The sequence below is a fragment of the Agrobacterium sp. genome (assembly GCF_059499945.1).
In genome coordinates, this window is record NZ_JCABZP010000009.1 from 36,633 (window position 1) to 62,444 (window position 25,812).

Annotated in this window: 25 protein-coding genes and 3 pseudogenes; 9 read left to right on the plus strand and 19 right to left on the minus strand. The window is 58.7% G+C overall.

Annotated features, from left to right (window positions below):
- Positions 1-117: 117 nt before the first annotated feature.
- The 3 genes from AC5I5B_RS06185 to AC5I5B_RS06195 are packed head-to-tail and all read right to left on the minus strand — an operon-like array spanning position 118 to position 2,122.
- Positions 118-960, minus strand: a complete 843-nt coding sequence (locus AC5I5B_RS06185; protein WP_495752531.1) for a type 1 glutamine amidotransferase domain-containing protein — start codon at positions 958-960, stop codon at positions 118-120.
- 55 nt (positions 961-1,015) lie between these two features.
- On the minus strand, positions 1,016-1,318 hold the full coding sequence (locus AC5I5B_RS06190) for a putative quinol monooxygenase (RefSeq protein ID WP_495752532.1): 303 nt from the start codon (positions 1,316-1,318) through the stop codon (positions 1,016-1,018).
- 12 nt (positions 1,319-1,330) lie between these two features.
- Positions 1,331-2,122, minus strand: a complete 792-nt coding sequence (locus tag AC5I5B_RS06195; protein WP_495752533.1) for an SDR family NAD(P)-dependent oxidoreductase — start codon at positions 2,120-2,122, stop codon at positions 1,331-1,333.
- 97 nt (positions 2,123-2,219) lie between these two features.
- Here AC5I5B_RS06195 and AC5I5B_RS06200 point away from each other — a divergent pair, with 97 nt between their 5' ends.
- Complete coding sequence (locus AC5I5B_RS06200; RefSeq protein WP_495752534.1) at positions 2,220-3,140, plus strand: LysR family transcriptional regulator; 921 nt, start codon at positions 2,220-2,222, stop codon at positions 3,138-3,140.
- A 50-nt stretch (positions 3,141-3,190) separates the two neighbouring features.
- On the opposite strand, the gene AC5I5B_RS06205 is transcribed toward AC5I5B_RS06200, so the two are convergent.
- Positions 3,191-3,337: a hypothetical protein gene (locus AC5I5B_RS06205; protein ID WP_495752535.1), complete on the minus strand. Its 147-nt coding sequence runs from the start codon at positions 3,335-3,337 to the stop codon at positions 3,191-3,193.
- Positions 3,338-3,367: 30 nt separating this feature from the next.
- Positions 3,368-3,994 (minus strand): TetR/AcrR family transcriptional regulator C-terminal domain-containing protein, encoded by a 627-nt coding sequence (locus AC5I5B_RS06210; protein WP_495752536.1) that lies wholly within the window; start codon positions 3,992-3,994, stop codon positions 3,368-3,370.
- A gap of 74 nt (positions 3,995-4,068) precedes the next feature.
- On the opposite strand from AC5I5B_RS06210, the gene AC5I5B_RS06215 reads away from it, so the two are divergent.
- From AC5I5B_RS06215 to AC5I5B_RS06235, 5 genes and pseudogenes are all read left to right on the plus strand, one after another.
- Complete coding sequence (locus AC5I5B_RS06215; protein ID WP_495752537.1) at positions 4,069-5,508, plus strand: FAD-dependent oxidoreductase; 1,440 nt, start codon at positions 4,069-4,071, stop codon at positions 5,506-5,508.
- 12 nt (positions 5,509-5,520) lie between these two features.
- Positions 5,521-5,925: a RidA family protein gene (locus AC5I5B_RS06220; protein ID WP_495752538.1), complete on the plus strand. Its 405-nt coding sequence runs from the start codon at positions 5,521-5,523 to the stop codon at positions 5,923-5,925.
- 224 nt (positions 5,926-6,149) lie between these two features.
- Positions 6,150-7,165: pseudogene (locus tag AC5I5B_RS06225) on the plus strand (transposase); the annotation flags it as partial.
- A gap of 550 nt (positions 7,166-7,715) precedes the next feature.
- Positions 7,716-8,459, plus strand: a complete 744-nt coding sequence (locus AC5I5B_RS06230) for a hypothetical protein (RefSeq protein WP_495752539.1) — start codon at positions 7,716-7,718, stop codon at positions 8,457-8,459.
- An 11-nt stretch (positions 8,460-8,470) separates the two neighbouring features.
- Complete coding sequence (locus tag AC5I5B_RS06235) at positions 8,471-8,989, plus strand: P-loop nucleotide/nucleoside kinase family protein (protein ID WP_495752540.1); 519 nt, start codon at positions 8,471-8,473, stop codon at positions 8,987-8,989.
- Between the two features lie 377 nt (positions 8,990-9,366).
- On the opposite strand, the gene AC5I5B_RS06240 is transcribed toward AC5I5B_RS06235, so the two are convergent.
- The 3 genes and pseudogenes from AC5I5B_RS06240 to AC5I5B_RS06250 all read right to left on the minus strand — a co-directional run.
- A complete protein-coding gene (locus AC5I5B_RS06240; protein ID WP_495752541.1) occupies positions 9,367-9,576 on the minus strand; it encodes a glutathione S-transferase family protein in 210 nt (69 codons plus the stop codon).
- A 117-nt stretch (positions 9,577-9,693) separates the two neighbouring features.
- Positions 9,694-10,068: a hypothetical protein gene (locus tag AC5I5B_RS06245; RefSeq protein WP_495752542.1), complete on the minus strand. Its 375-nt coding sequence runs from the start codon at positions 10,066-10,068 to the stop codon at positions 9,694-9,696.
- A 569-nt stretch (positions 10,069-10,637) separates the two neighbouring features.
- Positions 10,638-11,054: pseudogene (locus AC5I5B_RS06250) on the minus strand (MBL fold metallo-hydrolase); the annotation flags it as partial.
- Between AC5I5B_RS06250 and AC5I5B_RS06255 the strand changes: the two are divergent.
- Positions 11,048-11,281 (plus strand): annotated as a pseudogene (locus tag AC5I5B_RS06255) (hypothetical protein); the annotation flags it as partial. The pseudogenes AC5I5B_RS06250 and AC5I5B_RS06255 overlap by 7 nt on opposite strands.
- Positions 11,282-12,314: 1,033 nt before the next feature.
- On the opposite strand, the gene AC5I5B_RS06260 reads toward AC5I5B_RS06255, so the two are convergent.
- The 11 genes from AC5I5B_RS06260 to AC5I5B_RS06310 all read right to left on the minus strand — a co-directional run bounded on the left by AC5I5B_RS06260 (position 12,315) and on the right by AC5I5B_RS06310 (position 24,719).
- Positions 12,315-13,016 (minus strand): HpcH/HpaI aldolase family protein, encoded by a 702-nt coding sequence (locus tag AC5I5B_RS06260; RefSeq protein ID WP_495752543.1) that lies wholly within the window; start codon positions 13,014-13,016, stop codon positions 12,315-12,317.
- 13 nt (positions 13,017-13,029) lie between these two features.
- Positions 13,030-13,836, minus strand: coding sequence for an SDR family oxidoreductase (locus AC5I5B_RS06265; RefSeq protein WP_495752544.1), 807 nt, complete (start codon positions 13,834-13,836; stop codon positions 13,030-13,032).
- 8 nt (positions 13,837-13,844) lie between these two features.
- On the minus strand, positions 13,845-15,521 hold the full coding sequence (locus tag AC5I5B_RS06270) for a hydantoinase B/oxoprolinase family protein (protein WP_495752545.1): 1,677 nt from the start codon (positions 15,519-15,521) through the stop codon (positions 13,845-13,847).
- Between the two features lie 11 nt (positions 15,522-15,532).
- A complete protein-coding gene (locus tag AC5I5B_RS06275; RefSeq protein WP_495752546.1) occupies positions 15,533-17,596 on the minus strand; it encodes a hydantoinase/oxoprolinase family protein in 2,064 nt (687 codons plus the stop codon).
- Positions 17,597-17,742: 146 nt separating this feature from the next.
- Positions 17,743-18,681, minus strand: coding sequence for a nitrogen assimilation transcriptional regulator NAC (nac, locus tag AC5I5B_RS06280; RefSeq protein WP_495752547.1), 939 nt, complete (start codon positions 18,679-18,681; stop codon positions 17,743-17,745).
- A gap of 175 nt (positions 18,682-18,856) precedes the next feature.
- On the minus strand, positions 18,857-20,065 hold the full coding sequence (locus AC5I5B_RS06285; protein WP_495752548.1) for an aspartate transaminase: 1,209 nt from the start codon (positions 20,063-20,065) through the stop codon (positions 18,857-18,859).
- A gap of 36 nt (positions 20,066-20,101) precedes the next feature.
- Positions 20,102-20,845, minus strand: coding sequence for a branched-chain amino acid ABC transporter ATP-binding protein (locus tag AC5I5B_RS06290; protein ID WP_495752549.1), 744 nt, complete (start codon positions 20,843-20,845; stop codon positions 20,102-20,104).
- Positions 20,835-21,608, minus strand: a complete 774-nt coding sequence (locus AC5I5B_RS06295) for an ABC transporter ATP-binding protein (RefSeq protein ID WP_495752550.1) — start codon at positions 21,606-21,608, stop codon at positions 20,835-20,837. The genes AC5I5B_RS06290 and AC5I5B_RS06295 overlap by 11 nt, the downstream gene beginning before the upstream one ends.
- Positions 21,605-22,591 (minus strand): branched-chain amino acid ABC transporter permease, encoded by a 987-nt coding sequence (locus AC5I5B_RS06300; protein ID WP_495752551.1) that lies wholly within the window; start codon positions 22,589-22,591, stop codon positions 21,605-21,607. The genes AC5I5B_RS06295 and AC5I5B_RS06300 overlap by 4 nt, the downstream gene beginning before the upstream one ends.
- A gap of 43 nt (positions 22,592-22,634) precedes the next feature.
- Positions 22,635-23,507 (minus strand): branched-chain amino acid ABC transporter permease, encoded by an 873-nt coding sequence (locus AC5I5B_RS06305; RefSeq protein WP_045019934.1) that lies wholly within the window; start codon positions 23,505-23,507, stop codon positions 22,635-22,637.
- A gap of 21 nt (positions 23,508-23,528) precedes the next feature.
- Complete coding sequence (locus AC5I5B_RS06310) at positions 23,529-24,719, minus strand: ABC transporter substrate-binding protein (protein WP_495752552.1); 1,191 nt, start codon at positions 24,717-24,719, stop codon at positions 23,529-23,531.
- Positions 24,720-25,017: 298 nt separating this feature from the next.
- Here AC5I5B_RS06310 and AC5I5B_RS06315 point away from each other — a divergent pair, with 298 nt between their 5' ends.
- Together AC5I5B_RS06315 and AC5I5B_RS06320 are read left to right on the plus strand one after the other, a co-directional pair.
- The gene (locus AC5I5B_RS06315) at positions 25,018-25,158 is read left to right on the plus strand and encodes a YjiS-like domain-containing protein (RefSeq protein ID WP_495752553.1); all 141 of its coding nucleotides are present in this window, start codon (positions 25,018-25,020) and stop codon (positions 25,156-25,158) included.
- Between the two features lie 145 nt (positions 25,159-25,303).
- Positions 25,304-25,807, plus strand: a complete 504-nt coding sequence (locus AC5I5B_RS06320) for a hypothetical protein (protein ID WP_495752554.1) — start codon at positions 25,304-25,306, stop codon at positions 25,805-25,807.
- Positions 25,808-25,812: the final 5 nt, after the last annotated feature.

Genomic DNA, 25,812 nt, shown 5'->3' on the forward strand with positions numbered 1-25,812 from the left:
TTACGTCACACTTTGTAGAGCGTTTCCTCGAATTCACGGCGGACTAAACAAGGTGCATACGCCCGGTGGATAAGATTGTGTGACGCCCCGCGAGCGTCACCACGACTTATAACAACGCTACTTCAATCGGCTCAACAGTTCCTGAGCCACCGCAGGAGCGGACGCGGGATTTTGACCCGTGATCAGCTCGCGATCTGTCACGACATGCGCCGAGAAAGCTGCTTCGGCTTGGCTGAACTGGCCGCCTGCTTGCGTGAGCGCATCCTGCGGATAGAATTTCATCTCGCCGCCACCCAGCAGTCCCTTGGCCATTTCCTCTTCCTGGTTGCTGAACACCGTGAGCTTGTAGCCGGCATAGATCCAGTTCGTTTCCGCCTTTGCCGCTCCCGCCGCCTCGAACTTCGTCACGAAACCCCTTGCGTCCGCCAGCGTGGAAAGCAGCGCGATGGGACCATGGCAGGCGAGCGCGGTTGTCTTGCCGTTTGCATGGAAATAGCTGAGCAGCTTGCCGAGTTCGGTACTCACCAGAAGATCCTGCATGGGTGCATGACCGCCGGGCACATAGACCGCGTCGAAATGGGCGTAACCGATCTGCTCGACCCGCGCGAGGCTGATGACCGGCGACTTGTCGCTCGACATCAGGCCCAGTTCCGACAGTTGCGCTTCGCTGGCTTTCATCGCCGCTTCATCACCGCCGAAATACATCTTGTCGATGGAGGTCACGTCAACGGAAGGCGCGGTGCCCTTCGGCGTCGCAAAGGTGATCTCATGGCCGGCGTCGAGCAGTGCCCTCACCGGCTGCATTAGTTCATTGAGGTAGAAGCCGGTTTTGAACACCTTCCCGTCCTTCAGATCAAGGCGGTCGGAATCGGACAGGACGATCAGGACGTTTCCAGCATAGGCGCTCAGGGTGCTGGCACCGAGTGCAAGAGTGATGGCAAGGCTGCGTAAGAGCTTCATGGGCTTATCTCCTAATATGAGAAAATCTGATTGGGAATGAAAAGGTGGATGCTTCTCAGCCAGCGACCTTGGTCAGCCGGTGCAGGGAAAAATCAGCGAAGTACTCGCCCATGCCGCTTGCCTGGAACCGCTGCATGGCGGCACCCTCCATATGGGCGCGCCACTGGGCCTCGCTTGCCCAGGTTTCGACGAAGATGCGCACGTGTCCATCATCGAGCGACTGGTGCAGTTCGTAGCGAAGGCAGCCATCTTCCGCCAATGTCTCCGCGACCAGCTTATCCTGTGCGACGCCAAGGGCCGCTTCGTTGCCGGGCCTTGCCGTAGTGATGGCGATGATGGTGAGAGGTGCGTTTGACATAGCCGATATCCTTCAGGCAATGGTGTTGACGAGGCCGCCTTCGGCACGAAGGGCCGCGCCGTTGGTGGCCGATGAGCGTGGGCTGGCAAGATAGGCGACGAGGTTTGCCACCTCTTCCGCTTCCACCATGCGCTGGAGGATCGAAGCCGAGCGGGCGGTGGCGAAGAATTCGGTCTCAATCTCTTTGATCGGTGCGGACGGGTCGCTTGCCTGGCTGCGCAGAAAGGCTTCGATGCCTTCCGAGCGGGTCGGTCCCGGAAGTACGGAATTGACTGTCACATTGGTGCCGCGGGTCAGTTGCGCCAATCCGCGCGAGATCGACAGTTGTGCCGTCTTGGTCGTTGCGTAGTGGATCATGTCTTCAGGGATGGCGAGGCCAGACTCACTGGAAATGAAGATGATCCGGCCCCAGTTGCGCTCCAACATGCCGGGAAGATAGGTGCGCGACAGACGCACGCCGCTCATGACGTTGACGTCGAACAGATGGCTCCAGGCGGCGTCGGTGATGTCTCCAAAGGCCCTGCTCTCATAGATGCCGAGATTGTTGACGAGGATATCGATCGATGGTTCGGCCCTGGCGATTAGTGCTGCACCCTCGCCGCTTGCGGCGTCTGCAAGGATGCCTGTGATCTCGGATCCGCCGGAGGCCTTGACTGCGGCGATTGCGGTGTCGAGCTTGGCGCGATCGCGTCCGGTGATGACGACGCGGGCACCCTCTGCGGCGAGAGATCGGGCGATTTCGAGGCCGATGCCGGCGGTGGCGCCGGTCACGAGGGCGGTCTTTCCGTTCAGTTGCAGGTCCATGTCGCGTCTCCAGATTGTTACTGGAGACAATTTATGATTTGAAAGCCAGAGGTACTACCGCCTGCAGAAGACATGCACCTGTGAATGAGGATCGTCAATGCCACGCATTCTGATGGAACGTTCCGGCGAAATGGAAGTGTTTGCCCGCGTAGTTCAGGATGGTAGTCTCTCTGCCGCCGCCCGCAATCTCGACATCACGCCATCAGCAGTCAGCAAGTTGATCGCCCGCCTGGAAGCAAGGCTTGGCACACGCCTGCTGGTGCGAACGACCCGCGCACTGACGCTGACAGAAGAAGGCGAAGCCTATCATCATGCCGCGCTTCGGATTCTGCAGGAACTGAACGATGCGGATCAGGAGGCAGCGGGTGGTGCGGTCCGCGGGCGGCTGCGCGTCAATACAACGATACCCTTCGGCACGATGTTCGTCGCACCGGCCATCCGGGAGTTCATCGCGCGCAATCCCGATCTGATCGTCGATCTTTCCTTTACCGACGGGATTGTCGATCTGGTGGCGGAAAAGACCGATGTCGCCATCCGCATGGGCAACCTGCCGGATAGCGGGCTGATCGCCCGCAAGCTCGGACAGAGCCGGCGCGTGGTCTGTGCTTCACCCGACTATCTGGCGCGCCGGGGTTTTCCGGGAAACCCGTCAGATCTCGAGCATCACGACTGCCTGACGTTCAATTTCCGGCGCGCAAGGCCGTCCTGGCCGTTTCGCACCGATGACCGGGACATCGCGCAACCGGTCAAAGGCAGCATCGTCGTCAATAACGGCGAGACAATGAAGCAAATGGTGCTGGCGGGTGCTGGCATTGCCCGCGTGGGTCTGTTTCATGTGGCCAACGAGATTGCAGCAGGGCGGTTGATACCCCTCCTCGAAGACTACAATCCAGGTGACCTCGAACTGGTTCATGCCATCTATGTCGGCGGCGGTCCCCTGCCCCATCGTGTCCGCGCCTTCATAGAACATATGATCGTGACACTCGGCGATTCACCGCTGTTGAAAGGGACGTTCTGACCTGAACAGCGAGAAAGCGAATTCCAGAAGCTTCTCTTTTTCTCATCCTATCAGTCTCTATACTCTGACACCTGCCGGTCGACCTCTGACAAAACCGGCAGCAGGTTACGGCCGGTGCTCATCGCCTTTGGCTGAACCTCGACAACACATTCGAGACTGTAGAAATCGTCCCAGGCTTCCGCAAACTGGAGCAGCATGGAAGCTTGCAGGCATTGGCCTTCTGGCGGTCAGTTCGTAGCCGTTTCACTGATTACTGCTCGCAGCGCCCTTATCTGCATGTCGAGGCCGAATGCGAAGCGCTGCTCGGCATTAGCAGCCGTAGTTTCCCGCATTGCGATCACAGCAAGCGGGAACGCACCCGGGATGTGCGGCTGCTGCTCCCAGCTGACGTTCGCCTTATCCGCGCCTAACGCCTGCTCCTCAATGACGAAGCCGATCACGAAATAGACCACCGTGAACGCACCCCAACTTGCGACCCGGTCGTCAGCGCCGGCTTGCTTGAGAGAGCCGATCAGAAGGGAGCCGACGCGCAGCACATTATCGGACAAGGCATAGGTGCCCGCAAAGACGCGCGCAGCATCACGGCGCGACAGCAATGCGTTACGCACTTCGGAAGCCACACGCCCGATCCTTGCATCCCATGCCTCGCCTTCTGGATTGTCTGCTGCGACCCCGTCCATCAGCGCATCCGCCATCCCTTCGAGCAAGGCGTCCTTGTTGGCGAAATGCCAGTAGAGCGAGGGCGCCTGAATGGCGAGGGCGTTCGCCAGCTTGCGCATCGTCAGCCCCTCTATGCCGACCTCATCCAGCAGTTTCAATGCCGTCGCGATGACCTCTGTTTTCACAATGCGCATTTTTATCTCCACTTTTATGATTGACTATCTAACATTGTTAGATCTAACTAACAACGTTAGATTGGAGTACCCTTATGAAACTGAACTACGATGTTGTTATTGTCGGCGCCGGGCCGGTGGGACTGTGGCTGGCATGCGAACTAAAACTTGCCGGCGTGAATGTAGCCGTTGTCGAGCGGCGAACTGAGCGGACGGCACAGTCGCGAGCGCTCACCATCCATGGACGTTCGCTGGAAGTGTTTGCCTTGCGCGGCCTTGCCGACCGCTTCCTCAGCACTGGCAAGCCGATCCCGACCGGCCACTATGGGGTCCTCGATACGCGGCTGGATTTCTCACCGTTCGACACCCGCTTCCCTTACGCCCTGTTCATTCCACAGGCCGTGACCGAGGAGCGTCTGGAGGAGCGCGCGACTGAACTTGGCGTCGTCATAGTGCGGGGCGTTGCAGCAACCGGAATTCTGGAGGACGGGAACCGGGTGCACATCTCTACCGACAGCGGAGAGTATTCCGCCTCCTATGTGGTGGGAGCGGATGGTGCCCGCAGCATCGTCCGTGAACAGGCGGGCATCTCATATGAGGGAGCAAAAGCCCGCAATTCACTCATGCTTGCAGACGTGGTTCTTGCCTTGCCACCGGCAAAACCCGTCGTATCGGCCACCAATGAGCATGGCTCGGTGATGATCGCGCCTCTCGGTGACGGCAAACACCACCGCATCGTGCTCGTGGATCCCCGGCGGACCCATGTGCCACGAACCGAACCGGTCACTCTGGACGAAGTAGCGGGACCGACCGCGCGCATTATCGGCGAGGACTATCAGCCTCGCGACCCGATCTGGCTTTCGCGTTTCGCCGATGAGACGCGTCTTGCCGGAACCTATCGCAAGGGCCGCATCCTGCTCGCCGGCGATGCAGCCCATATCCACGCCCCCATGGGCGGACAGGGCATGAACGTCGGATTGCAGGACGCTTTGAATCTCGGCTGGAAACTGGCCGCGGTCGTGAAGGGCGAAGCGCCCGACAAACTGCTGGACACCTATGATGAGGAACGTCGTCCAATAGGAAAAATCCTCTACACCAACACCCTAGCACAGGTTGGGCTCGTCACCCGGTTTGATCCGGCGACCCTTGCCTTGCGCGAGACCCTGAACGAGCTCCTGAAAATGCCTTTGGTCAATCATCGTCTCGCCGGGGAGCTTTCCAGCTTTGACGTCGCCTATGGCACCGATGCAAAGGCAGCCGTTCCTGCCGGACGACTGGCGGCAGGGGTCCGCGTTCCAGATATAGAACTGGTCGGCAAGGACGGCGTATTCATGTCGCTTTATAGCCAGATGGGCGAAGGTCGTTGGCTTCACCTTTCCTTCAAACCAGGTGCATCGGTTTCCGGGCCGGACTGGTTGCAATCCAGCCTCGTCAAATCCGTAGCGGCAGTTCCATCCGGCCATACGGCCCTTCGCGGCGTTCGGGCGCTGTTGGTCAGGCCTGACGGTTATGTCGCCGCGGTCGATCAGGAGTAAGGGAGGGTATCGATGGAAACTCTAAATCCCTCGTCCCTGACCGATGCCTTCTCGCACCTGATCGCACAAATCGCCATAACTCCGCCCGGCGCGCGTCTTGCCGCCGTCTCGGGTCAGGTCGCGATCGACAGGTCAGGTCAACTCATTGGTGGAAATGATCACGTCGCCCAGGCAAGGCAATGCTTCGGGAATGTCTTCAACGCCCTCGCGGCCATGAAGGCGGATCCTAATGACATCCTGCAGATGAAGATCTACGTGGTCCGGCACACTCCGGATCACGTTCCGGCGATCTTTCTTGCGGGCGCCGACATATTCGGCGAAAAATGGCCGGTATGCGCAAGTATCTGGATCGGCGTCGAAGCACTCGCGATGCCCGAATGGCTTGTCGAGATAGAGGTTCTGGTAGCCCTGCCTTAGCGCGCGCACTCACAGCAATATGAGACGCACGTCGTCGGGGGAACCGAGGGCCGGCGTCTCATCCCACGAATACAGCCAGTTAAATTCGGATGACCACTACGCCTTGAAAGGAGCTGAACCAAACGACCCTGTTATTCGCGAGTTCCCTCAGAGTGGGATCCGTAAGCTCATCAAGAACTTGGCTTGGGGAGTTGTCACGTTATCGAGCGGTGATCGAACTACGCCTGCGGCATATGTTTGAAACGGTGGTGGAGCGCTGCCTTGCGCAAGGGTTGGTCGGTGCAGAAGGATTTGCCGTCGATGCCAGTCTGATTGCGGCGGATGCCAACAAGCAGCGCTCGGTGCCGGGAGCAAAATGGGAAGCAAAAGAGGAAGCTGGCCGTTGAGTGCAGGAATATCTGGTCGTTCTTGATGATGCGGCTTTCGGGGCTGCATCGCCAGTGACGCCGAAGTTTATCTCTCCGTCCGATCCGGCTGCTCAATGGACTGGTGCCCACAAAGGCCATGCCTTCTTCGCCTACGCGACCAACTACCTGATCGACACACAGAGCACGGCGTTATTCTGGACGTGGAAGCGACACGCGCAATCCGCCAGGCGGAGGTCAGAGCATCTCGCACGATGCTCGACCGAACGGAGAATCGCTTCGGTTTACGACCTGGTTATCTCGCTGCTGACAGTGCCTACGGTTCTGCTGACAACCTCGCATGGCTGGTCAAGGAGAAGAAGATAGCACCGCACATTCCGGTCTTCGACAAGTCCAACAGGACGGATGGCACTTTCTCTCGTTCGGACTTCTCATGGGACGCCGAAAATGATCGCTACATCTGTCCGGCGGGCAAGGAGCTAAAACAATTCCACCGAACCTATGCGACGCCGAGATCAGGGATCACGGCTGAAGGAACGCGGCTCTCCCGTGCCAGCAAGAGGGATTGTAATCGCTGCGAACTAAAACCTCGCTGCTGCCCGAACATGCCGATGCGCAAGGTGCCTCGTGATCTGAATGAGGATGCCCGTGATGTCGCCCGCGCGATTGCCACGACGCCGGAATACGTGCAGTCGCGCCATCGCCGGAAGAAGGTCGAGATGCTCTTCGCACACCTCAAGCCCATCCTGCGGATGGCGCGATTAAGACTGAGAGGGCCGTGTGGTGCGCGAGACGAATTCCTCCTTGCCGCAACCGCCCAAAACCTGAGGAGATTAGCCAAACTGAGGCCGACGCGTAGCATCAATGCCGCTTAATAACGGCGTTGATCGATATCCTGCGCTAGAGCGCGGGGGCATATGCTACGTCTATCTCGTTCCGAGAGCAGATTTGAGCGGCTCGGCAGCAAGTCCAGCGAGTTTTTCAACGATATCGGCCGAAAGCGGTCCTCGAGGCTTGACTGTCAGGATAACGGGCCGAGCTGCGTAACGCCGTGTACCAGGACGAGCGCCAGTGGATCCTCAACGAGCTTGCAGCGGCAGAAGTACAGCTTGCGGAGGAAGAGGGCCGCATACGATGCGATGGTTTCCTCAGAGCCGCCCCTATAGGGCGGCTTCCGCTTTGCGTGAACAGGAGTCTTCGCGGCCATCGAGGAAGATACGTGACACTCTTGCAGAGGGGCCTACCAGACGGTAAGCTCACCTCCCTATGAAAACCTTTGTTCTCAACATCGCAACGGCCTTCTTCGACGCCTAAAGGCTCTCCCCTTGCCGAAGGGGTTCGAAGCAGGTGCATCACACCTGGGTACGTTGAGCCAGCCTCGCCTTGGCGAGCTTGTAATGCTGGCTGCGATTCTGAGAGCCTTCCATGAAATTCGCGTATTCTCGCGCCGATCTTCCATGCGAAGATTTGGCGAGCGGTAAAGTTCTGTTCAGCCGACCCGGACTCACTGCCTTTCCCGTCCGCCTCGCCAGTGAATTGTTCCTGCGGGCGACATCCCTTCTAGCAAGCGGGGGCCGACCGCCGCCCTATCATATCTATGATCCAACTTGCGGAGGCGGCTATCTCGCAAGCGTGTTGGGCTTTTTGCATGGCGACCAGCTGCGAAATGTCAGCATGTCCGACATTTCGGCCAATGCCGTTTCGGTCGCGGTCAAAAACGCAGCTCTTCTCACGCCAGAAGGGCTCTCTCGGCGTCTCAATGAGCTGAGCAACCTTGTTGCTCAGCACGACCGCCAAAGCCATCGTGCCGCCCTTCAAGGTGGGAACAAGCTTTTCGCCCTGTGCCGACATTTATCTACAAATGTGTTTCAGGCCGATGCGACACGTGCCGATCTGGTTGCTTCAAAGCTCGCTGCTCAACCACCTATTGATCTCGTCATTGCAGATGTGCCTTACGGCAAGCGAGATCAATGGCGCACGGGATCACACGAACCTGCCCTGCTGACCTCACTAGCCAGCATCAACGTTCCAGTCGTGGTTCTGGCAACTGCCAAAGGAATAAAATTCGACCATCCCGGCTTCGATCGAGCCGGCAAGTATCGTCATGGCCATCGCACTCTATGGCTATTCAGAAAAAGCAACCTCACAGCCGGCGCTGCTAAATCCTGAAGGCGATTTCTATGCCACTCGTTATTCTCACCGGAGCATCAGGGGCCGGCAAGACCACAATTGCGGAAGCGATCGAACACCGGCACGGCCAAGAGTTCGACGTTTTCTACAAGGACCGTATCGGTGTTCCGTCTGTGCAAGAGATGATCGATAAATTCGGCTCTGTCGAGGGGTGGCAGAGAGCTGCCACTTTCGAGTGGATGGCTCGATTATCTCTGCTCCTGGCACAAGGCCGGAGCGTTCTTTTCGAAGGCCAGTCACGATTTTCGTTTCTGACTGAGGCCGTCGAACACGCGGGTATTACTTCCTATACCACGATCCTCATCGATTGTGACGACGAAACGAGGGCCAGACGGCTCACGGTCGATCGAGGCCAACCTGATCTTGCCAACACGGACATGATGAACTGGGCCAGCTTCCTTAGAAATGAGGCGTTGGCATATGGGTGTGAAATTGTCGACACCTCAGCGTTGACCCTGGAACAAGCGATTGACCGCGTCCTTTGGTATTTGAGGTTCAAGGATGTTTAACCTCGAAATATGCGTGGCAAGCGCATAGCCCGGCAATCTTCAGAATTGGGTCGTCTAATATCTCGCGTCTAGCAATTGGTCCAATCTGGGTGCCAGAAGCGGCACTTGATCCTTGACTGTCAGGATAACGCGCCGAGCTGCGTAACTCTGTGTATCAGGACGAGCGGCAATGGATCCTCAAGGAGCTTTCTGATTCCGAGCGCCAACTGGCCGAGGAAGAAGCGGCATACGATGCGATGGTTCTCGCGGAGCCGCCCGAATAGGCGGCTTCCGCTCTACAGGTCATTGCCGCTATCGCAGAATAACGTATTCTGCGACGTCGCAAAGTCGGGAAAACAAGTTTCGCTTTAATCGGGACTTTTGCGAAATTGGTAGCGCTACTCAGCGGGACGAGTGACATGATTGCTTTCCCGATCGCCTGTCCGACGCCACCATTCTTCAAGATTTTTCTTTTTGGAGAACATCTCTCGCCCTTCGGGCACCATCAGGAAATATTCGAGCATCGGTGCAATATAGATATCGGCCAGCGAGAAACGATCACCGCCGAGCCAAACACTATCTCCCAAGAAATTCGAGGGAGTTGTCACGTTATCGAGCGGTGATCAACTCAAGAACGGAAGCGCCAAGCTGGGTCTTCGAGGTCCAAGACCCGACGACTTAGCCGACTCGCTGATATTCAGCGGAAACCGCCATCTCTCCAGTCCTTATCGGTCAGTTGGTGTCGCACGCGAAACGCGCTCGTCGGGCGCAAATAACATCGCAATGCCGATCAGGACCAGGCTGACGATGCCGGCACTCCAGAAAGCAACATGGAAGCCAAGCAATTTCTCGGTCGTCCCAACCGGGGCCGATCCTGCCGGCCGAACTAGCGTCTGGGCCAGTGCACCCAGCCCGGCGATGCCGATCGCGCCGCCGAGCTGGCGGGCACTATTGTGCAGACCGGACGCCAGCCCGGCATCGGCGTTCGCTACGCTGGTCATCAGAACCCGGGTGAAGCTTACCATGGCAAACCCGATCCCCGCGCCGATCAGCAGTGTCGCGGGCGGGATATCCAGGCCATAGATCGGGAAAGCCGGCATTCGGGCAAGCCAGAGCAAACCGCAGCCAGTCAGGGCGAACCCCAATGCGGCCCCGGAAGTCTGTCACTTGTCCGCAGCAGCAAGCGAGCAGACAACGGCGAAAGACCGAGCATGAGGGCTAGCGGCAACATTGCGCCGCCGCTTTCCATCGGCGCGTAGCCCAAGATCTGCTGAAGCATGATCGGAATGAAGAACATCGACGCTGATAGCAAAGCGCCGAGAAACGCGATCAGGATGCTTCCCCAACCGCCGGAATATGGCGCCCAAGCTGCGCGCGCTCATCGACCACGTTCGTGCATACAAACCGACGTCTTCCTAGCTGTCAATAGCCAGAGCACACTGGGTTTTGTGCGTGGGGTTGGACGCGGTTAGTGCCAGCTATTCGCCGATTCGCCAGCCCGAACCAAGCTAAGGTAGCGCAAATCGGTGACAATGGACACCCGGCTTCTGAAGGTCGGAGCGGCAAAACCCGCGGAGAAATCGACGTTCGTGGTTATGGAAGAAGAGGCTGGAGGGAGCCTCTTCTCGGATGCGCCTGTTTCGCCGGATGAGAGCCGGCTGTCAGACCCTTAAACGTAGTTGATAGGCAGCCAATCGTAATTCGTGCTGTCTTTGCGGACATGGCCAATGCCAGGAAAGGCGATGTGCGCGCCTGCCACCAGATGTTCGCCTTCCCGTGACCCGGCGTATATCCTCCATATAGGATGGAACCAAGACCAGGAATGGGCGCTGCGTTATCCGCAAAGGTTTCGAATTTTCCGGCCTCAATATATGGCGTCACGCACTGATCCGCTTCGCCAAAATGCTGCTTGACAATGCCGGTTGCCGCCTTGGCGTTTGCCGCACTCAGCCAGAATTTCGCCTCGCGTTCATTGACCCATAATGTGGCGTTGGGGGGGGGTACGCTTGCCATTGCTCATCAGGCCGCCGGAATGATCGGTATGGATATGGGTGAGAACGACGTCGTCGATGGGCGTTGTCACATAAACGCGGTATCGATGGCGGTGCAAACAAGATCAGATCGGTGGCCGATGATCTCGCCAAGCGAACTGAACAGCAAGCCGCTTCCGTGGAGGAAACTGCGGCGGCGCTTGAACAGATTACAACGACGATGCGCGACTCCACGCGAAGAGCTGAAGAGACTGGATCTCTTGTCGCTCGAACAAGGGCTGGCGCTGAAAAGGCCGGCGATGTCGTGCGTAGTGAACTGATGGGGTGGATGCCGCCCTCCGGCGGGAAGATTCGTGTTCGCTCCCAATGGATGGCGCAGGTCACAATCAGTGACGGTGCGGTCTTGCGTGGCGCCGATCTATCATGCTCTTGCCGTCATCCCGGCCAGTCGCAGTCACGAAGGCGGAGGATGCACGATCCTTTTCGGCGGACACGGGGGCGAGATAGAATGTGCTGTCGCCGGTGATTGACATCGGTCGAAGCTCTGAGTTCTGGGCAACGTCCGCCTCCACCGGGCAACGTCATCGGCCGAGTCTATGTGGCTCTGTTGCAAAAATTCTTGGGCCACCCAATTCATGGGATATATTCTACTGTCATTGCGCCGCCCGATGCTGCAACACTCTCTCTGGGCGCAAGCGGTGGCGAAATACCAAACTTCAAGTTGATCGAGTGTAAACCGAAACGGTTTCATGGGACAAAATTTCGGGTCTTTTTTTGCAAGAGCCTTCTAAAGCCGTTTTTTTAGACCAGGAGTTGCTAGAAATATGTTCTGTGGCTTGGGGTTTCCATCGATCTCATGCCAACGCCAAGCAATTTCCTTCGCCACAAAGCCGATCGAAATATTCTCGGTTGGGTCACCTCCGCATTCGGCTTCAATCATTCCGATGCAGCCCCAACAGTCGCCCACAAATGCCGCAACGCCTCATATAGCTTTCACCTTGCTTGCGTTATGTGCAAAAATCCCGAAACAAATGCTCGGGCTGTCGGGTGGATCACCATTCTCGACACTCGTCTATTTCATCCACCAACACCTTTTGCCGCGCGACATGAGCCATCTCTTCAAGTATGGCGCAGATATCCTCACGCTCCTCGGTTTCAATCACTCTGAATAGCCCCATGGATGATCCTCCTGCAAGACACATGGTGGTTCTGCAGTGCAGCAGCCACATTGTCCAAAGGATAGAAAGCGGCGCAGCGCGCAGCTTCTCCCCAAAAGGCATTACACGGTGATGGTCATGTAAAACCAGTCCCCCACCCGAAGGCCAAAAAAGACTAAAAAGGAAGGTCTTACAAAGTTACCCTGCCAGAATCTTTTTCACGCCAGCGATGCCCCGGCGTAAAAACGGGTCGGAGTGCACGTAAAAGAACTGGACCCCACGCTCACGCCAGTGCGGCATTTCTTCCAGTGTCGCAAGGGTGCCGGCGATCTTTCCTGCCGCGCGTATCTTGTCGACAGCGATGGCGACCTTGTCCATCACCACATCCGGGCGCGGTTCGCCGAATGGCGGTGCGGGCGGATAGCCCATGTCCTGCGACAGATCGCCGGGGCCGATGAAAAACACGTCTATCCCCTCGACTGTCAGCATCTCCTCAAGAGCGTCGACTGCATCGACGGTCTCGACCATGGCGATGACCAGCCGCTTCTCATAATCGGACGGCAGGGCGTAACGCACCGCATCGACAATTGCCCGGGCCTCGTCGGCATTGCTGACCATGGGCACCATGATCCCGTCAGCGCCGGCGTTCAGGTAGCGGATGATGATCGGCCGTTCGTGCGAATGCGGGCGTACGATGGCAGCACCGCCCACCGAGCGTACCACCTGCCCTGTTGCCCGCACATCCTCGAAGCTCCATGTGCCATGCTCGCAATCGACGAAGACTGCATCCGCGCCAAGTTCCACCAGCCGGGCGGAAAGACCTGAATGTGTATGGTGGGGCGTGAACATGCTGATAGCCTCACCCGCCGCTAGACGGGCGCGCAACTTTGCTCCATTCATGGAAGTCTCTCCCTCAGTTCTTTTTCGGCATATCCGGCGTGTCGTCCGGCGCCCCTACCCAGCGCGCGATCTCTATGTCCTTCGAAGTGTCGCGCATATGGGTTGGGCAGATGTGCAGTTCCGGAATGACCGCGCTGTCGCTCAGGCTGGCGCAAAGCACGATGGCCCGGGCCACGTCATGCGGGTCCATCATCACGGCGCGTTCCTCCTTCAGGGGCGGCCGCGCGCGGTTGTTCATGATCGGCGTATCGGTCTCGCCCGGCAGGATGGTGGTCGCCCGGATACCCTGATTGCGATAGGTATTGTGCAGGAAGGTCATGAAGTTCTTCACGCCCGCCTTTGCCGCGCCATAGGCCACGCCACCCAGGAGGTTGGGATTGAGGGCGGCGAGCGAAGAAACTGTAATGATAGTCCCCTCACCCTTTTCGATCATCTCAGGCAACACGGCCTGCGTCAGGTTGAACACCGCAGTCAGATTGACGTTGATGGTGGCGTTCCACTCCTCCTCACCGATGAAGCGGGCGTTGAGCACCTTGCTGGCGGAACCGGCATTGTTCACGAGGATATCGATGGGACCGACGGCCTCGCTGATCGACTTGACCGTATCGAAGATCGCCTCACGCGAGGCGATGTCGAGCGTGCGGGCGATGGCCTTGCCCTTCTTCTTTTCGATCAGTTCCGCGACTTCCCGCAGCGGATCGAGGCGGCGGCCGGTCAGCACGACCGTCGCTCCTTCCTTCGCAAGCAGGATTGCGGTTTCGCGGCCGATGCCCGAGCCGGCGCCGGTTACCAGCGCGATCTTTCCCTTCAGCAGTCCCATGTCGTCTCCTATTCGGCTGCGGCAGCAATGGCGCCAGAATAGCCGAAGATTTCCTTCGCCGCCTTCGAGGTTACCAGGCCTTCGGAAATATCCTGCTCGATCAATTCGCGCGAGCGTTCGGCAGCACGGCCCCAGCCGCCACCGCCGGGTGTCTGGACCTCAAGGCGTTCACCTGTCCGAAGCACCACCTTGCCCTTCGGAAAATGCGACTTTCCTTGCTTCATCACCTTGCCGGCGGAGCCGCTCTGGCCTTCCACGACGCCGAAGCATGGATGGCGCACGCGTTCCGACGCCAGGTAGATGTTCATCGGGTTTTTGCCGAGATTGCGCAGAATAACGCGCTGGCCAAGGCCGCCGCGATGTTTGCCGGCACCGCCGGAATCGGCGATCAATTCCTTGCGTTCTGTAAGGACCGGAACCGCAACCTCGAACATTTCAACGGCCGTGACCTTGCAGTTGGACGGGAAGCTCAGCGTGTCCAGTCCGTCGAATTCGGCGCGCGCGCCCTGCCCGCCATGGAAATTCTGCACGGAGGCATATTGCGTTCCGTCGTTGCGCTGGCCGACGCAATTGGCAGCCCAGATTGGCGCACCGCCACTGTCGCCCAGCACCTTTTCCGGCACGATGCCCTCAAGCGCCTTGAAGATCAGCGAGGGGATAACGTGACCGATCAGGTTGCGCGAATTGCCAGCCGTCCATTCCTGCGGATTGAGAATGCAGCCGAGCGGCGCCTCGTCGGTGATCGGAACGATGCAGCCCTCATTATTGGGGGTTTCCGCATCGAGCAGGCATTTCAATGCGTAGACCGAATGGGCATAACGGTAGTTCGTGCGGCAATTGATCGAGTGCAGCACCTGATCCGACGTGCCGGTGTAATCCACATGGATGGAATCGTCCCTGACGATAACAGAGGCTTTCAGTTTGACGTCGACATCGTAGCCGTCGAGCAGAACCTCTGCGGAATAGGTACCGTTCGGCCATTCGCGGATGGCCTTGCGGGTCTGCGCCTCGGAACGGGTGTGGATGGCGTCGGCCAGTCCGTCGACGTCGTCCAGCCCGTATTCATCGAGGAATTTCACTAGTTCGCGGCCCATGACGTTGTTGGCGGCGATCATCGATTCCAGATCGCCGCGCACTTCCGTGGGAAGGCGGACGGAGGCTGCGATGATGTCGAACACGTCCTCATTCGGAACGCCTGCCTTGAGCAGCTTGACGATGGGAAAACGGATGCCTTCCGCGAAAATGTCGCTTGCTTCCGAATGCAGCGGTGCACCGCCGATGTCGGGAAGGTGGGCGATGGATCCCGCATAGGCGACGACCTTGCCGTTCTTGAAGATCGGCGTGATCATCGTCACGTCAGGCAGATGGCCGGTTCCGATTTCGGGGTCGTTGGTGGCGAGAACATCGCCCTCTTCCAGCTTATCAACCGGAAACTTCGGCAGGAAATATTTCTGCGCGGCCGCAGGCAGCGAAGTGATGAAGACCGGGATCGACCAGGTGCATTGCGCCAGCGCCCTGCCCTTACTGTCGAGCAGTACGGTAACGTAATCGTGGTTCTCACGCACGATCGGCGAAAACGCCGTCTTGCCAAGCACATTATCGGCCTGATCCGCGATGAAGATCAGGCGGTTCCACATGACCTGGAGGTTGATCGGATCGTTGAAATCGGTAGCGGGTTTCGACATCTGATTACCCCTTAGAGAATGTTGATCACGAGATTGCCGTGGGCATCGACGTGGAAGGTGCCGCTTGGCCCGACGACAGCCGTCGATTCGCGCTGCTCGACGATGGCAGGCCCCTTGACCTCGTGGCCGACCGGCAGCTTGTAGTGGTCGTAAACCGAGGTTTCGACATAACCGCCCGCTTCCTGAAAATAGACCTGCCGGCTGCCCTTCCGGGCTTCGGCAACGACGGTTTCATGCGGCCGGGTGACCTGATCCTTCTCGCCGCTGGCGCGCAGACGCCAGGTGATGACTTCCAGCGGTGCTGCGACGGTGCGGCCGAACAATTCGCGATAGAGCTTGAAGAAACTGCTGCGCAATTCTGCAAGGAAGGCTTCTTTCGGAAGGCTGCGGTCAGGAAGCACCACCGTGATCTCGTGTCCCTGCCCCACGTGGCGCATGTCCACGGTATAACGATTGGTGATCGTGTCCTTGGGAATGCCCGCCGCCGAAACGACCTCAGCGCCCTGGGCGGAAAGATCGTCGAGCAGACGGTTCATCGCATCGATATCCCAGGCATCAATCGCCATCGGATGGCTTGCGGAGAGATCAACGGCAACGGGCGCGATCAATAGGCCGATGGCGGAGCTGACGCCGGCGCCTGTCGGGCAGATGATGCGCGAGATGCCGAGCTTGCGGGCGATACCATAGGCATGCACCGGACCGGCGCCGCCGAAGGCCACCATCGGCAGCGAGCGCGGATCGACGCCAAGGTCGGTCGCATGCATGGCGGCGGCCTTGCTCATGGATTCATTGACGAGATCGTGGATGCCCCAGGCGCAACGCTCGACCGATACATCCAGCGAGGCGGCTAGCTTGGACATCGCCTCATGTGCAGCGTCCTTTGAAACCTTGAACGAGCCGCCAACGAAGGATTCCGTTCCCATGTAACCGAGCAGGATATCGGCATCTGTTACCGTCGGCTCGGTTCCGCCGCGCTGATAGGCGGCCGGTCCCGGCATTGCGCCGGCGGAATGCGGGCCGACATCGAGGAGGCCGAGAGGGTTCTTCGCCGCGATGGAACCGCCGCCGGCGCCGATCTCGATCATCTGGATCGACTGGATTTTCAGCGGAAAACCGGAGCCCTTGCGGAAACGCTGGTAGTGCGCAACTTCGAGATCGGTGCCGACATTCGGCTCGCCATCCGGAATGAGGCAGAGCTTGGCGGTGGTGCCGCCCATATCGAAGGAGAGAACGCTCGCCTCGCCCGCCGTACGGCCGAATTCGGCGGCGGCCACAGCACCCGCTGCGGGGCCGGATTCGATCAGCCGGACGGGAAGCTCGGCCGCGCGGCTGCTCGGGACAAGCCCGCCCGAAGACGTCATCCAGAGAACCTGCCGGTCGATGCCTCTGTTGGCAAATTCCTTCTGCAGATGGGCGACGTGCCCGGACATTTGCGGGCGGGTATAGGCATTGACCACCGTCGTCGAGGCACGGTCGAATTCGCGCATTTCCGGGCAGACCTCGGAAGACAGCGAAACGAAGATGTCAGGGTCTTCCTCGCGCAGAAGGGCGGCGACACGCTGCTCGTGCTGCGGATATTTGTAGGCATGCAGCAGGCAGACCGCCACAGAGCGGATGCCCTTTTCCCTCAGCCGTCCGGCAATCTCGCGGACGGTTTCTTCCTTGAGCTCGGTCATCACTTCGCCATCGGCGGCGATGCGTTCCTCTGCGCCGAAGCTGTTGGCGCGGGTGACCAGCGGATCGGGATATTTGATGTTCAGATCGTATAGATCGTAGCGTCCCTCGTTGCGGATACGCAGCATGTCCTGAAAGCCGTCAGTGGTGACGAAACCGGTTTCCACGCCCTTGCGCTCAAGCACGGCATTGGTGACGACGGTGGTTGCGCCAAGCACCTGCAGATTTTCTATCGCAATCGCATCCGCGTGCTTTTCGAGCAATTCGGACACGCCCTGGACAACGGCTTCGGCCGGATTTTTCGGCGTGCTCAGGACTTTATGGAGGTGAAGTTCGCCGCTGTCATCCAGAAGCGCGAAATCGGTAAAGGTACCGCCAGTATCGAAAGCCAGTTTTGCCATTGTTTCCCTCGAGCGACCATGCAGCGTCTTTTGCTGCTTTGTGGACCCGCAGGTCGGGCCCGTTCACTGATGGGAAATTGTAACGTTCGGCCGGCCTTTACCAACACAACCTCGGTCTGCCGCCATATGGTTTGCTTATAGCGAATTCACACAGCGCGAATGCCCGGATGACGCCCGCTCTTCAGCTTCGTCACGATTTCGAGAAGCACGGAACGCGCCGCTAGCGCCGGTTCGGAAAGTGGCATGTGATCGGAGACGCAAAGCGAAACCGTGGCATCGATAACGGGGGTTGTGAGGGGATGCAGCTGCGCACCTCTGAAGCTGGAGGTTTCCAGAACGACCGAGGCCGGAAGGATGGTCGAACCGAGGCCGTCCAGTACCGCAGCGCCCAGTGCAGGCACGGATTCCAGTTCTGAAATCACCTCCGGCTTCGCCCGCGCCCGTGCGAGCCCTTCATCAATAAGCCGGCGAAGGAAATGCGCCTTGCTTGGCAGCAGCATCGGACGACCATCGAGCACAGAGAGTGGAAGCGGCTGACCGGGTTCGGCAGGCAACACCATGTCAGTGGGCGAGACAAGGAACATCTCTTCGCGGAACAGCGGTTCCAGCGTCACGCCCTTGATCGGATCGGACGTATAGATGAGCGCCATGTCCATCTTGCCGGTCATGATCAGCTCGCTGAGGATATGGCCGAAGCTGTCGTTGATATGGACCGTGATAGCAGGAAATCGCGCCCTCATCTCCTTGATGAGAGGCAGCGACAGAGCGCTGGATGAGGAATATGTCGCAAGCCCTATGGAGACACGACCGGAAACGGAACGCGCGGAACGGTCAATGTCGGTCTGCGCCTGCTCGATCTGCTTCAGCATGATCTGCGCATGGCGGTAAAGGATCAGCCCGGCTTCCGTTGGCGTGATGCCGACATTGCTGCGCAGCAGAAGCTGGTGCTTGAAGTGCTGTTCCAGCGACGCAATCTGCTGCGACAGCGCCGGCTGCGCCACACGAAGGATGCCGGCGGCACGCGAAACGCTGCCGGTATCGACGATCTTGACGAAGCTTTTGAGTTTTTTGAAGTCGACGCTCATCGGTCCCCACTCTTTGCGGAAACCCTAGCGTATCAGCGCAGGAACAGGAATCTATTTCTGCAAGGACGATGCGTAATTTCAATAGGATAGAGCGCTTTTGCGTTCATTCGAACACCAAATTCTGTGGGGCGCGCAAAAGAATCCGGCAGCTCCTTCCACGCGCCCGATCTATTTCTTACCGCAGCGCTTCCGCCGCACGTTCGATGCGGTTGCAGGCATCCTCAAGCACTTCCATAGAGGTGGCAAAGGAGATGCGGAAATAGGGTGAAAGCCCGTAGGCTGCGCCCTGAAGAGCCGCCACGCCGACGCTGTCGAGAAGGTAGAGGACAAAGTCGAGATCATTTTCGATCACCTTGCCATCCGCCGTCGTCTTGCCGATCACGCCGGCGCAGCTCGGATAGAGATAGAATGCCCCGTCCGGGACCATACAGGAGAGGCCGGGGATCGCGTTCAGGCGTTCACAGGCATAGTCGCGTCGCTGTTTATAGACCGCCACGCTTTCTGTCACGAATGTCTGGTCGCCGGAAAGCGCATGCGCGGCGGCGGCCTGGCTGACGGAAGAAGGGCAGGATGACATCTGCGACTGCAATTTGTTGATGGCGGCAATGAGTGCGGCCGGCCCTGCCCCGTAACCGATCCGCCATCCCGTCATGGCATAGGACTTGGAAACGCCATTGGTCAGAAGCACGCGGTCCTTCAGTTCCGGAACGACGGCAACGAGGGTCTTCATCGGCTCGTCCTTGAACCAGACCTGGTCGTAAATATCGTCAGACAGAACCATCACATGGGGATGCCGCAACAGTACATCTCCCAAGGCCTTCAGTTCCGCCTCGGAATAGGCCGCACCTGTGGGGTTTGAAGGCGCGTTGAGGATCAGCCACATCGTCTTCGGCGTGATCGCCGCTTCAAGCGCCTCGGCTGTCAGTTTGAACCCCGTTGCCTCCGGGCATGCGACGATGACAGGCGTGCCGTCATTGGCGATGACCATATCGGGATAGGACACCCAGTAGGGAGCGGGAATGATGACCTCCACGCCGTTTTCCACGCTTGCCATCAGTGCCAGAAACAGGATCTGCTTGGCACCGCCGCCAACGCAGATTTCACTATCGCCATAGGTGATGCCGAGACGCTTCTGAAAGTCGCCGATGATCGCCTTGCGAAGTGCCGGTGTGCCGTTGACCGAGGTGTATTTGGTCTCTCCCCGGTCGATGGCGGCATGCGCCGCGGCCTTGACGGCCTCTGGCGTATCGAAGTCCGGTTCGCCCACCGTCAGATCGGCGATGTCGCGACCGGCGGCCTTCAGTTCCCGGGCACGGGCCGCAGCCGCCGTGCTCGGCGATACCTTTATTCTCGACACGCGTGATGCAGGCACAAAAGTGCTCATGGGATTTCCTCGTCTGGATCTATCGTTATGGGCTTGTCAGTGCGCGGCTTCGAGTTCGCCACGCATCTTTCCGGTCAGGAACAGTTCGCCGAGTTCGTCATGGGTGATCTCCGCCGGCTTGCCGTCCCAGATCACCTTGCCGAGACGGAGGATGACCGCCCGTTGCGCCACCTCCATGGCCTTTTTGGTGTTCTGCTCGACCAGCAGGATGGTCATGCCGTTCGCATGCAGGCGCAGGAGTTCGTCGAAAACGATGCCGATTGCGGCCGGTGACAGGCCGACCGAGGGCTCGTCGACCAGAAGCACCTTCGGCCGCTGCAGAACCGCCATCGCCACTTCGAGCAATTGCTGCTCGCCGCCCGACATGTTGCCTGCAAGCGTCGAGCGCCGCGTCTTCAGGATCGGGAAAAGATCGTAGACATAATCCCGGTCCGCCTTCACCTTGGCGTCGCGGATGGTATAGGCGGCCATTTGCAGGTTTTCATCCACGGTCATGACCGGGAAGTTGCAACGTCCCTGCGGCACGAAGGATATCCCCTCACCCAGAATGGCGCGCGACGACAATCCCGCGATGTTCTTGCCGCGCCAGTCGATGCCGCCTTCCTTGATGGTCGTCATGCCGTAGAGCGTCTTGAGCAGGGTAGACTTGCCCGCGCCATTCGGCCCCATGAGGGCCACGAACTGACCGCCCGGCACATCCAGATCGACGCCGTTGAGGATATCGAGATTGCCGTATCCCGCGCGCAGGCTCTTGATGGAAAGATTGCTGTTAGCCTCCAAGATAGGCCTCCCTCACACGCTGGTCCTTGATGATGTCATGCGGCAGCCCTTCGACCAGTTTCGTTCCCTGATCGAGCACGACCACGCGCTGGCAGATGCTGGTGACGACATCGATATTGTGTTCGATGACGAGGAAGCTGACGCCGAGCGATTTGTTCGCATATTGGATCGTCTCCACCACGCGCTCGATGATCTTCGGATTGATGCCCGCCATCGGCTCGTCCAGCAGGATGAGCTTCGGTTCCGGCATCAGCATCGAAGCGAACTGAATGAGCTTCTGCTGGCCGCCGGAAAGATTGCCGGCCGGCTGGTGGCGAACGTCCCACAACCCCGCCATCTTGATCAGTTCGCGTGCACGCTCCCTGAGCCCGGCCACGCGACGGCGCGACATGCCGCCGAGACCGAATGTCGACAATAGCGAGGGAAAGGTGAACATCTGGCCGGCGATGACGAGGTTCTCTTCCACATCGAGCGCCTTGAAGGTAACCGTCTTCTGGAAAGACCGCAGCATGCGGCCTTCGCGGGCGATGCGGTTGAGCGACCAGCCGGTGATGTCCTGTCCGTCCAGTATCACCTTGCCGGTGTCCGGCTTCGCAAGCCCGGTGCTGCAATCGAAGAAGGTGGACTTGCCGGAGCCGTTGGGGCCGATCAGCCCGGCAATCTCGCCGCGGTTGATGTGCATGCTGACATCGTTGACCGCCTTGACCGCACCATAGGACTTGCTGAGGTTCTTTATCTCGAGGATGGGAAGATGAGCGGTCATTTCGAGCCTCCGATCGCGTTCCAGAAGCGATTGATCAGGGGAGCAAAACCTTGTCTGAACCAGAAGACGAGAACGAGAAGGCAGAAGCCGTAGGCGATCATCCGCACTTCAGGAGCCACGCGAAGCGCCTCGGTCAGTCCGACAAAGAGCAGGCTGCCGAACACGGTTCCCGAAATCATGCCCGCGCCGCCGCCGAGCACGATGATCAGCATCGTCGTCGAATAATACATCTGGAAAGTCAGCGGGCTGACCACCGTCAGATAATGGGCGTAAAGGCAGCCCCCTACCCCGGCGAAAACGGCGCTGAGCATGAAGACGATCAGCTTGTAACGCCATGTCGGAACACCGAGGGATTCCGCCAGCGTCTCGTTTTCACGGATGGCGACCATGTTGCGGCCCGCGGGCGAGCGGACAATTGCCCATGCGGCGAGCGTGCCGAGCACACAGATGGCGAGCGCCAGATAATAAAAATTGGTGGTTCCGCTGACGGTGAAGGAAAGCGGGCCAAGCTCGAAGTAAGGCTTGGGGATACCGGAGAGGCCCATGTCGCCGCGGGTCAGCGAGATCCAGTTCTTGGCGATCGCCTGGCCGATGATGACGAAACCGAGCGTACACATGACGAAGGACGTTGAACGAAGGCGCAGCGCCGGAATGCCCAGTGGTAGGGCAATCGCACCGGTAACGAGGCCGGAGGCGATGAGGTTCACGTAAAACGGCGTCTCGAAATGCACCGCCAGAAGGCCGGCCGTATAGGCTCCGATGCCGAAGAATGCCGCCTGCGCCAGCGACAGCAGACCGGTGTAACCGACGAGCAGGTTGAGCCCATGCGCCGGCAACATGAAGATGAGCGCGATGATGAGCGAATGCGTGACGTAGCGCGTGCCGATGAAGGGTGCGGCAAGTGCAACGATAATCAGGACGACGGCGAGCGGAATGCGCAGATCGCGGCGGCGTGCCTGGGGAACGGTGTCTGTGAGAGACATGTTCTAGTCCTCAAAATTCGAGAAAATTCGGCTGGCGCGGCTTCTAAAAGCGCGCCTGCGTCGAAAACAGGCCGTGCGGACGCCACATCAGCATCAGGATCAGCGTTGCGAAACCAACAGTGTCGCGGAATTGCAGCCCGACGTAGGTGGCGACGAGGCTTTCGGCGATGCCAAGGATCATAGCGGCAAAGAAGGTTCCCCGCACATTTCCAAGACCGCCCATGATGATGATCGGCAGGGTCTTGAAGGTGATGAGTTCACCCATGCCGCCATAGACACTGACATTCACCGGCGCAGTCAGGACGCCCGAAAGTGCGGCGAGTGCGGCGCCGAGAACGAAGGTCCGCAACACGACCTGGGACACATCGATGCCGACCACGCCGCAGCATTCCACATTCTGCGAGACCGCCCGCATCGCCATGCCGAGACGGCTGTAAGTCACCATCAGTTCAAGGCCAACGAAGACAATCAGACACACGGCCAAAATGATGATGCGCTGCTGCGCTAGCGTGAAACCGAGAATGGAAACCGGCTCGATATAACCGCCGGCGAAGAATTTGTAGCCGCCGCCAAAGACGAAAATCACAGCGTTCTGCAGGATCAGCGCGATGCCGAGGGTGGCGAGAACGCCGGACTCCGCCGGCGCTCCCACCATTCTGCGCATCACGAGCTGGCCGACCACATAGGCCACGACCACGGTGGAAAGGACGCCGACGACAATCGAAGCCTCATAGGAAAGGCCGAGATAATCGACGGCAAACCACGCCCCGAAGGTTCCGAGCATGTAATATTCGCCATGAGCGAAGTTGATGGCTCTCAGCACCCCGAAAATCATGGTCATGCCGACGGCGACGATCGCGTAGACGGAACCCGTGACGATCCCGTTTACGACTTGCTCGAGAATTGTCGAGAACATGGCTGTACCCCTTCCGGTCCGTCAGTTAGCAGGGTACTGGATTTCCGCCGTATAAGCGCCCTTGATACTAGGCTTGCCGTTCTCGATCTGGAGAAGGATCATCGGAAGGCGCGCCTGGTTGTGGTCATCGAAGGTGACCTCGCCGACCGGGCTTTTGTATTTGATCTTGGAGAGTGCCTCGCGGACCGCCTTGCGATCGGAGCTTCCGGCTTCCTTGATCGCCTGGGCGAGCAGGTTGACGGTATCCCAATGCACATAGGCGTGATTGTTCGGGGCCTCTTTATATGTGGCGGTGAATTTCTCGACGAAGGTCTTGCTGGCCGGGCTATCGAATTGCGGTAGCCAGGCGGCGGCCTCCACAGCACCTTCCATGGCCTTGGGCGCAGCCTTGATCGTCTTTTCGGTGTTGAATTCACCGTTACCGATCAACACGACCTTGCCGGCAAGTCCAAGTTCCAGCATCTGGCGGGCAACAATTGGGGTCGTATCGGCGAGACCATACATGATGATCGCCTGCGCGCCGTTGTCGCGGATTTTCGCAAGCACGCTGCGGAAGTCGACCTCGCCTTCCTTGTAATAGTCTTCGCTGAGAATCTCGCCCTTGAAGTCGGGCAGGTATTTCTTGGTGAAGGTGATGGCGGAACGGCCGTAATCGCTATCGACCGACAGCACCGCGAACTTGGTGAAACCGCGCTGTTCGGCGGCGTACTTCGCCACCACAAGCGCGCGGTTCTCATCCGTCGGATAATTGCGGAACGTCCATTTGAAACCGCCGACACCCGCTTGATAGGTGATCTTCGGGTTGGAGGACGCGGCGTTCAGAAGCAGAACCTCCGCATCTTCGGCGACAGGCTGCATGGCGAGCGTCACGGAGCTGGAGACATCGCCGATGACGAAATCGACCTCGTCCTGATCGATCAGGCGGCGGGTGGCCGAAACGCCTTCAACCGGCGTGCCCTGGCTGTCGGCGTTGAAGAGTTCGATCTGCTGGCCGTTGATGCCGCCGGCCGCGTTGATGTCCTTTACCGCGAGTTCCGCGCCATGCATCGAGAAAGCGCCGTAGCGCGCATTCGGGCCGCTCATCGGCGCCACGAGGCCAAGCCTGATCGTGTCGGCCGCATAAGCGGAGGCGGACATGGCCGGCGACAGGCTCAGGATTGGAGCGACTGCTGCGGAAACCAGTAGAAGTCTGCGAGTAATGCCGTTTTTCATGTTCCCACTCCTTTTCGGATTTATCTGTTCCGGCTTTAGCCGGGCGAGCTTTTGCCGCTTTTGCGGTTCTTGTCGATTAACGTCATGCTAATCTTTCAGGCAGAGTAGGTTCATCGCCGGATATTTTGCCAACACAAGTCCTTTCTGCCGCTATAGCGTTTCCTTATGCCGACAGTTGTTTCCCCATATCCAGACGCCGTGTTTCGTTTTTTGCATGTCTTCCATGCAGGCAAATGCCTGTATTTTTCGCGTCCGTATGGGCATATTTTATGCAACACCATCGAAGGAACCTATGAAAATGAAACTTCACGACACCGTTCGTAACTACTTCCGCAACCGCCGCGCCATGGCCGAACTGAGCGCGCTTGATGACAAAAGCCTTTCCGACATCGGCGTTAACCGCTCGCATATCCGTTCCGCCGTCGAAGGCCGCCGCTAAAACATCCGGCGCGATGCTGGACAGTCTAACGCCCGTCGTCTCCTCTGGTCGCCGGACACAAGGCTTGTGGAGGTCAAAAGCAAAGCAAGCCTTCGGTATGATTTTTCGCGACCGCGGTCTTGTGGTGAGGCAGAGGACGCAATTGATGCACGCGACACTTGGCATCGGTCTGAAGTCCGTGTGGTCCTCCGCGCACTACGCTTCTGTCATTGCCGTTACCGAGGGTCGGGAGATATTGCCGCAACCGACTGCAAATCCTGGATGCCAGCGCAACGGCATGAGCGTGCCGCCCAGGGCCTTCATTCTATCGGCCGAACTGCACAGCGTGAAGTCTCGCCCTTTCGACGATGAGAAACTTTCGGCCAAACGAGATGCTGTGATGGGCATAGCAAAAACCATGTTTGCGTCTGGAGAGGCATTTATGGAAGCGGCGGGCATCAATGAGAAAGCCAAAATGGGCGAAGACCTGAGGCGGTTCTTTCTGGATCGAGGAGTGGCGTGGGACCCCCCCCTCAAAAAAATACTGCGAATTGGCGGAGGCTTTGAAGACAGTTCAGTCCCCAGTCTTAAACTATCTGCTGAAGCGTTAACAACGTTCGGCGACCGAGGTAATGGCATTCGACGCATCCGAAGAATGTCTTCTCGCTAAGAATG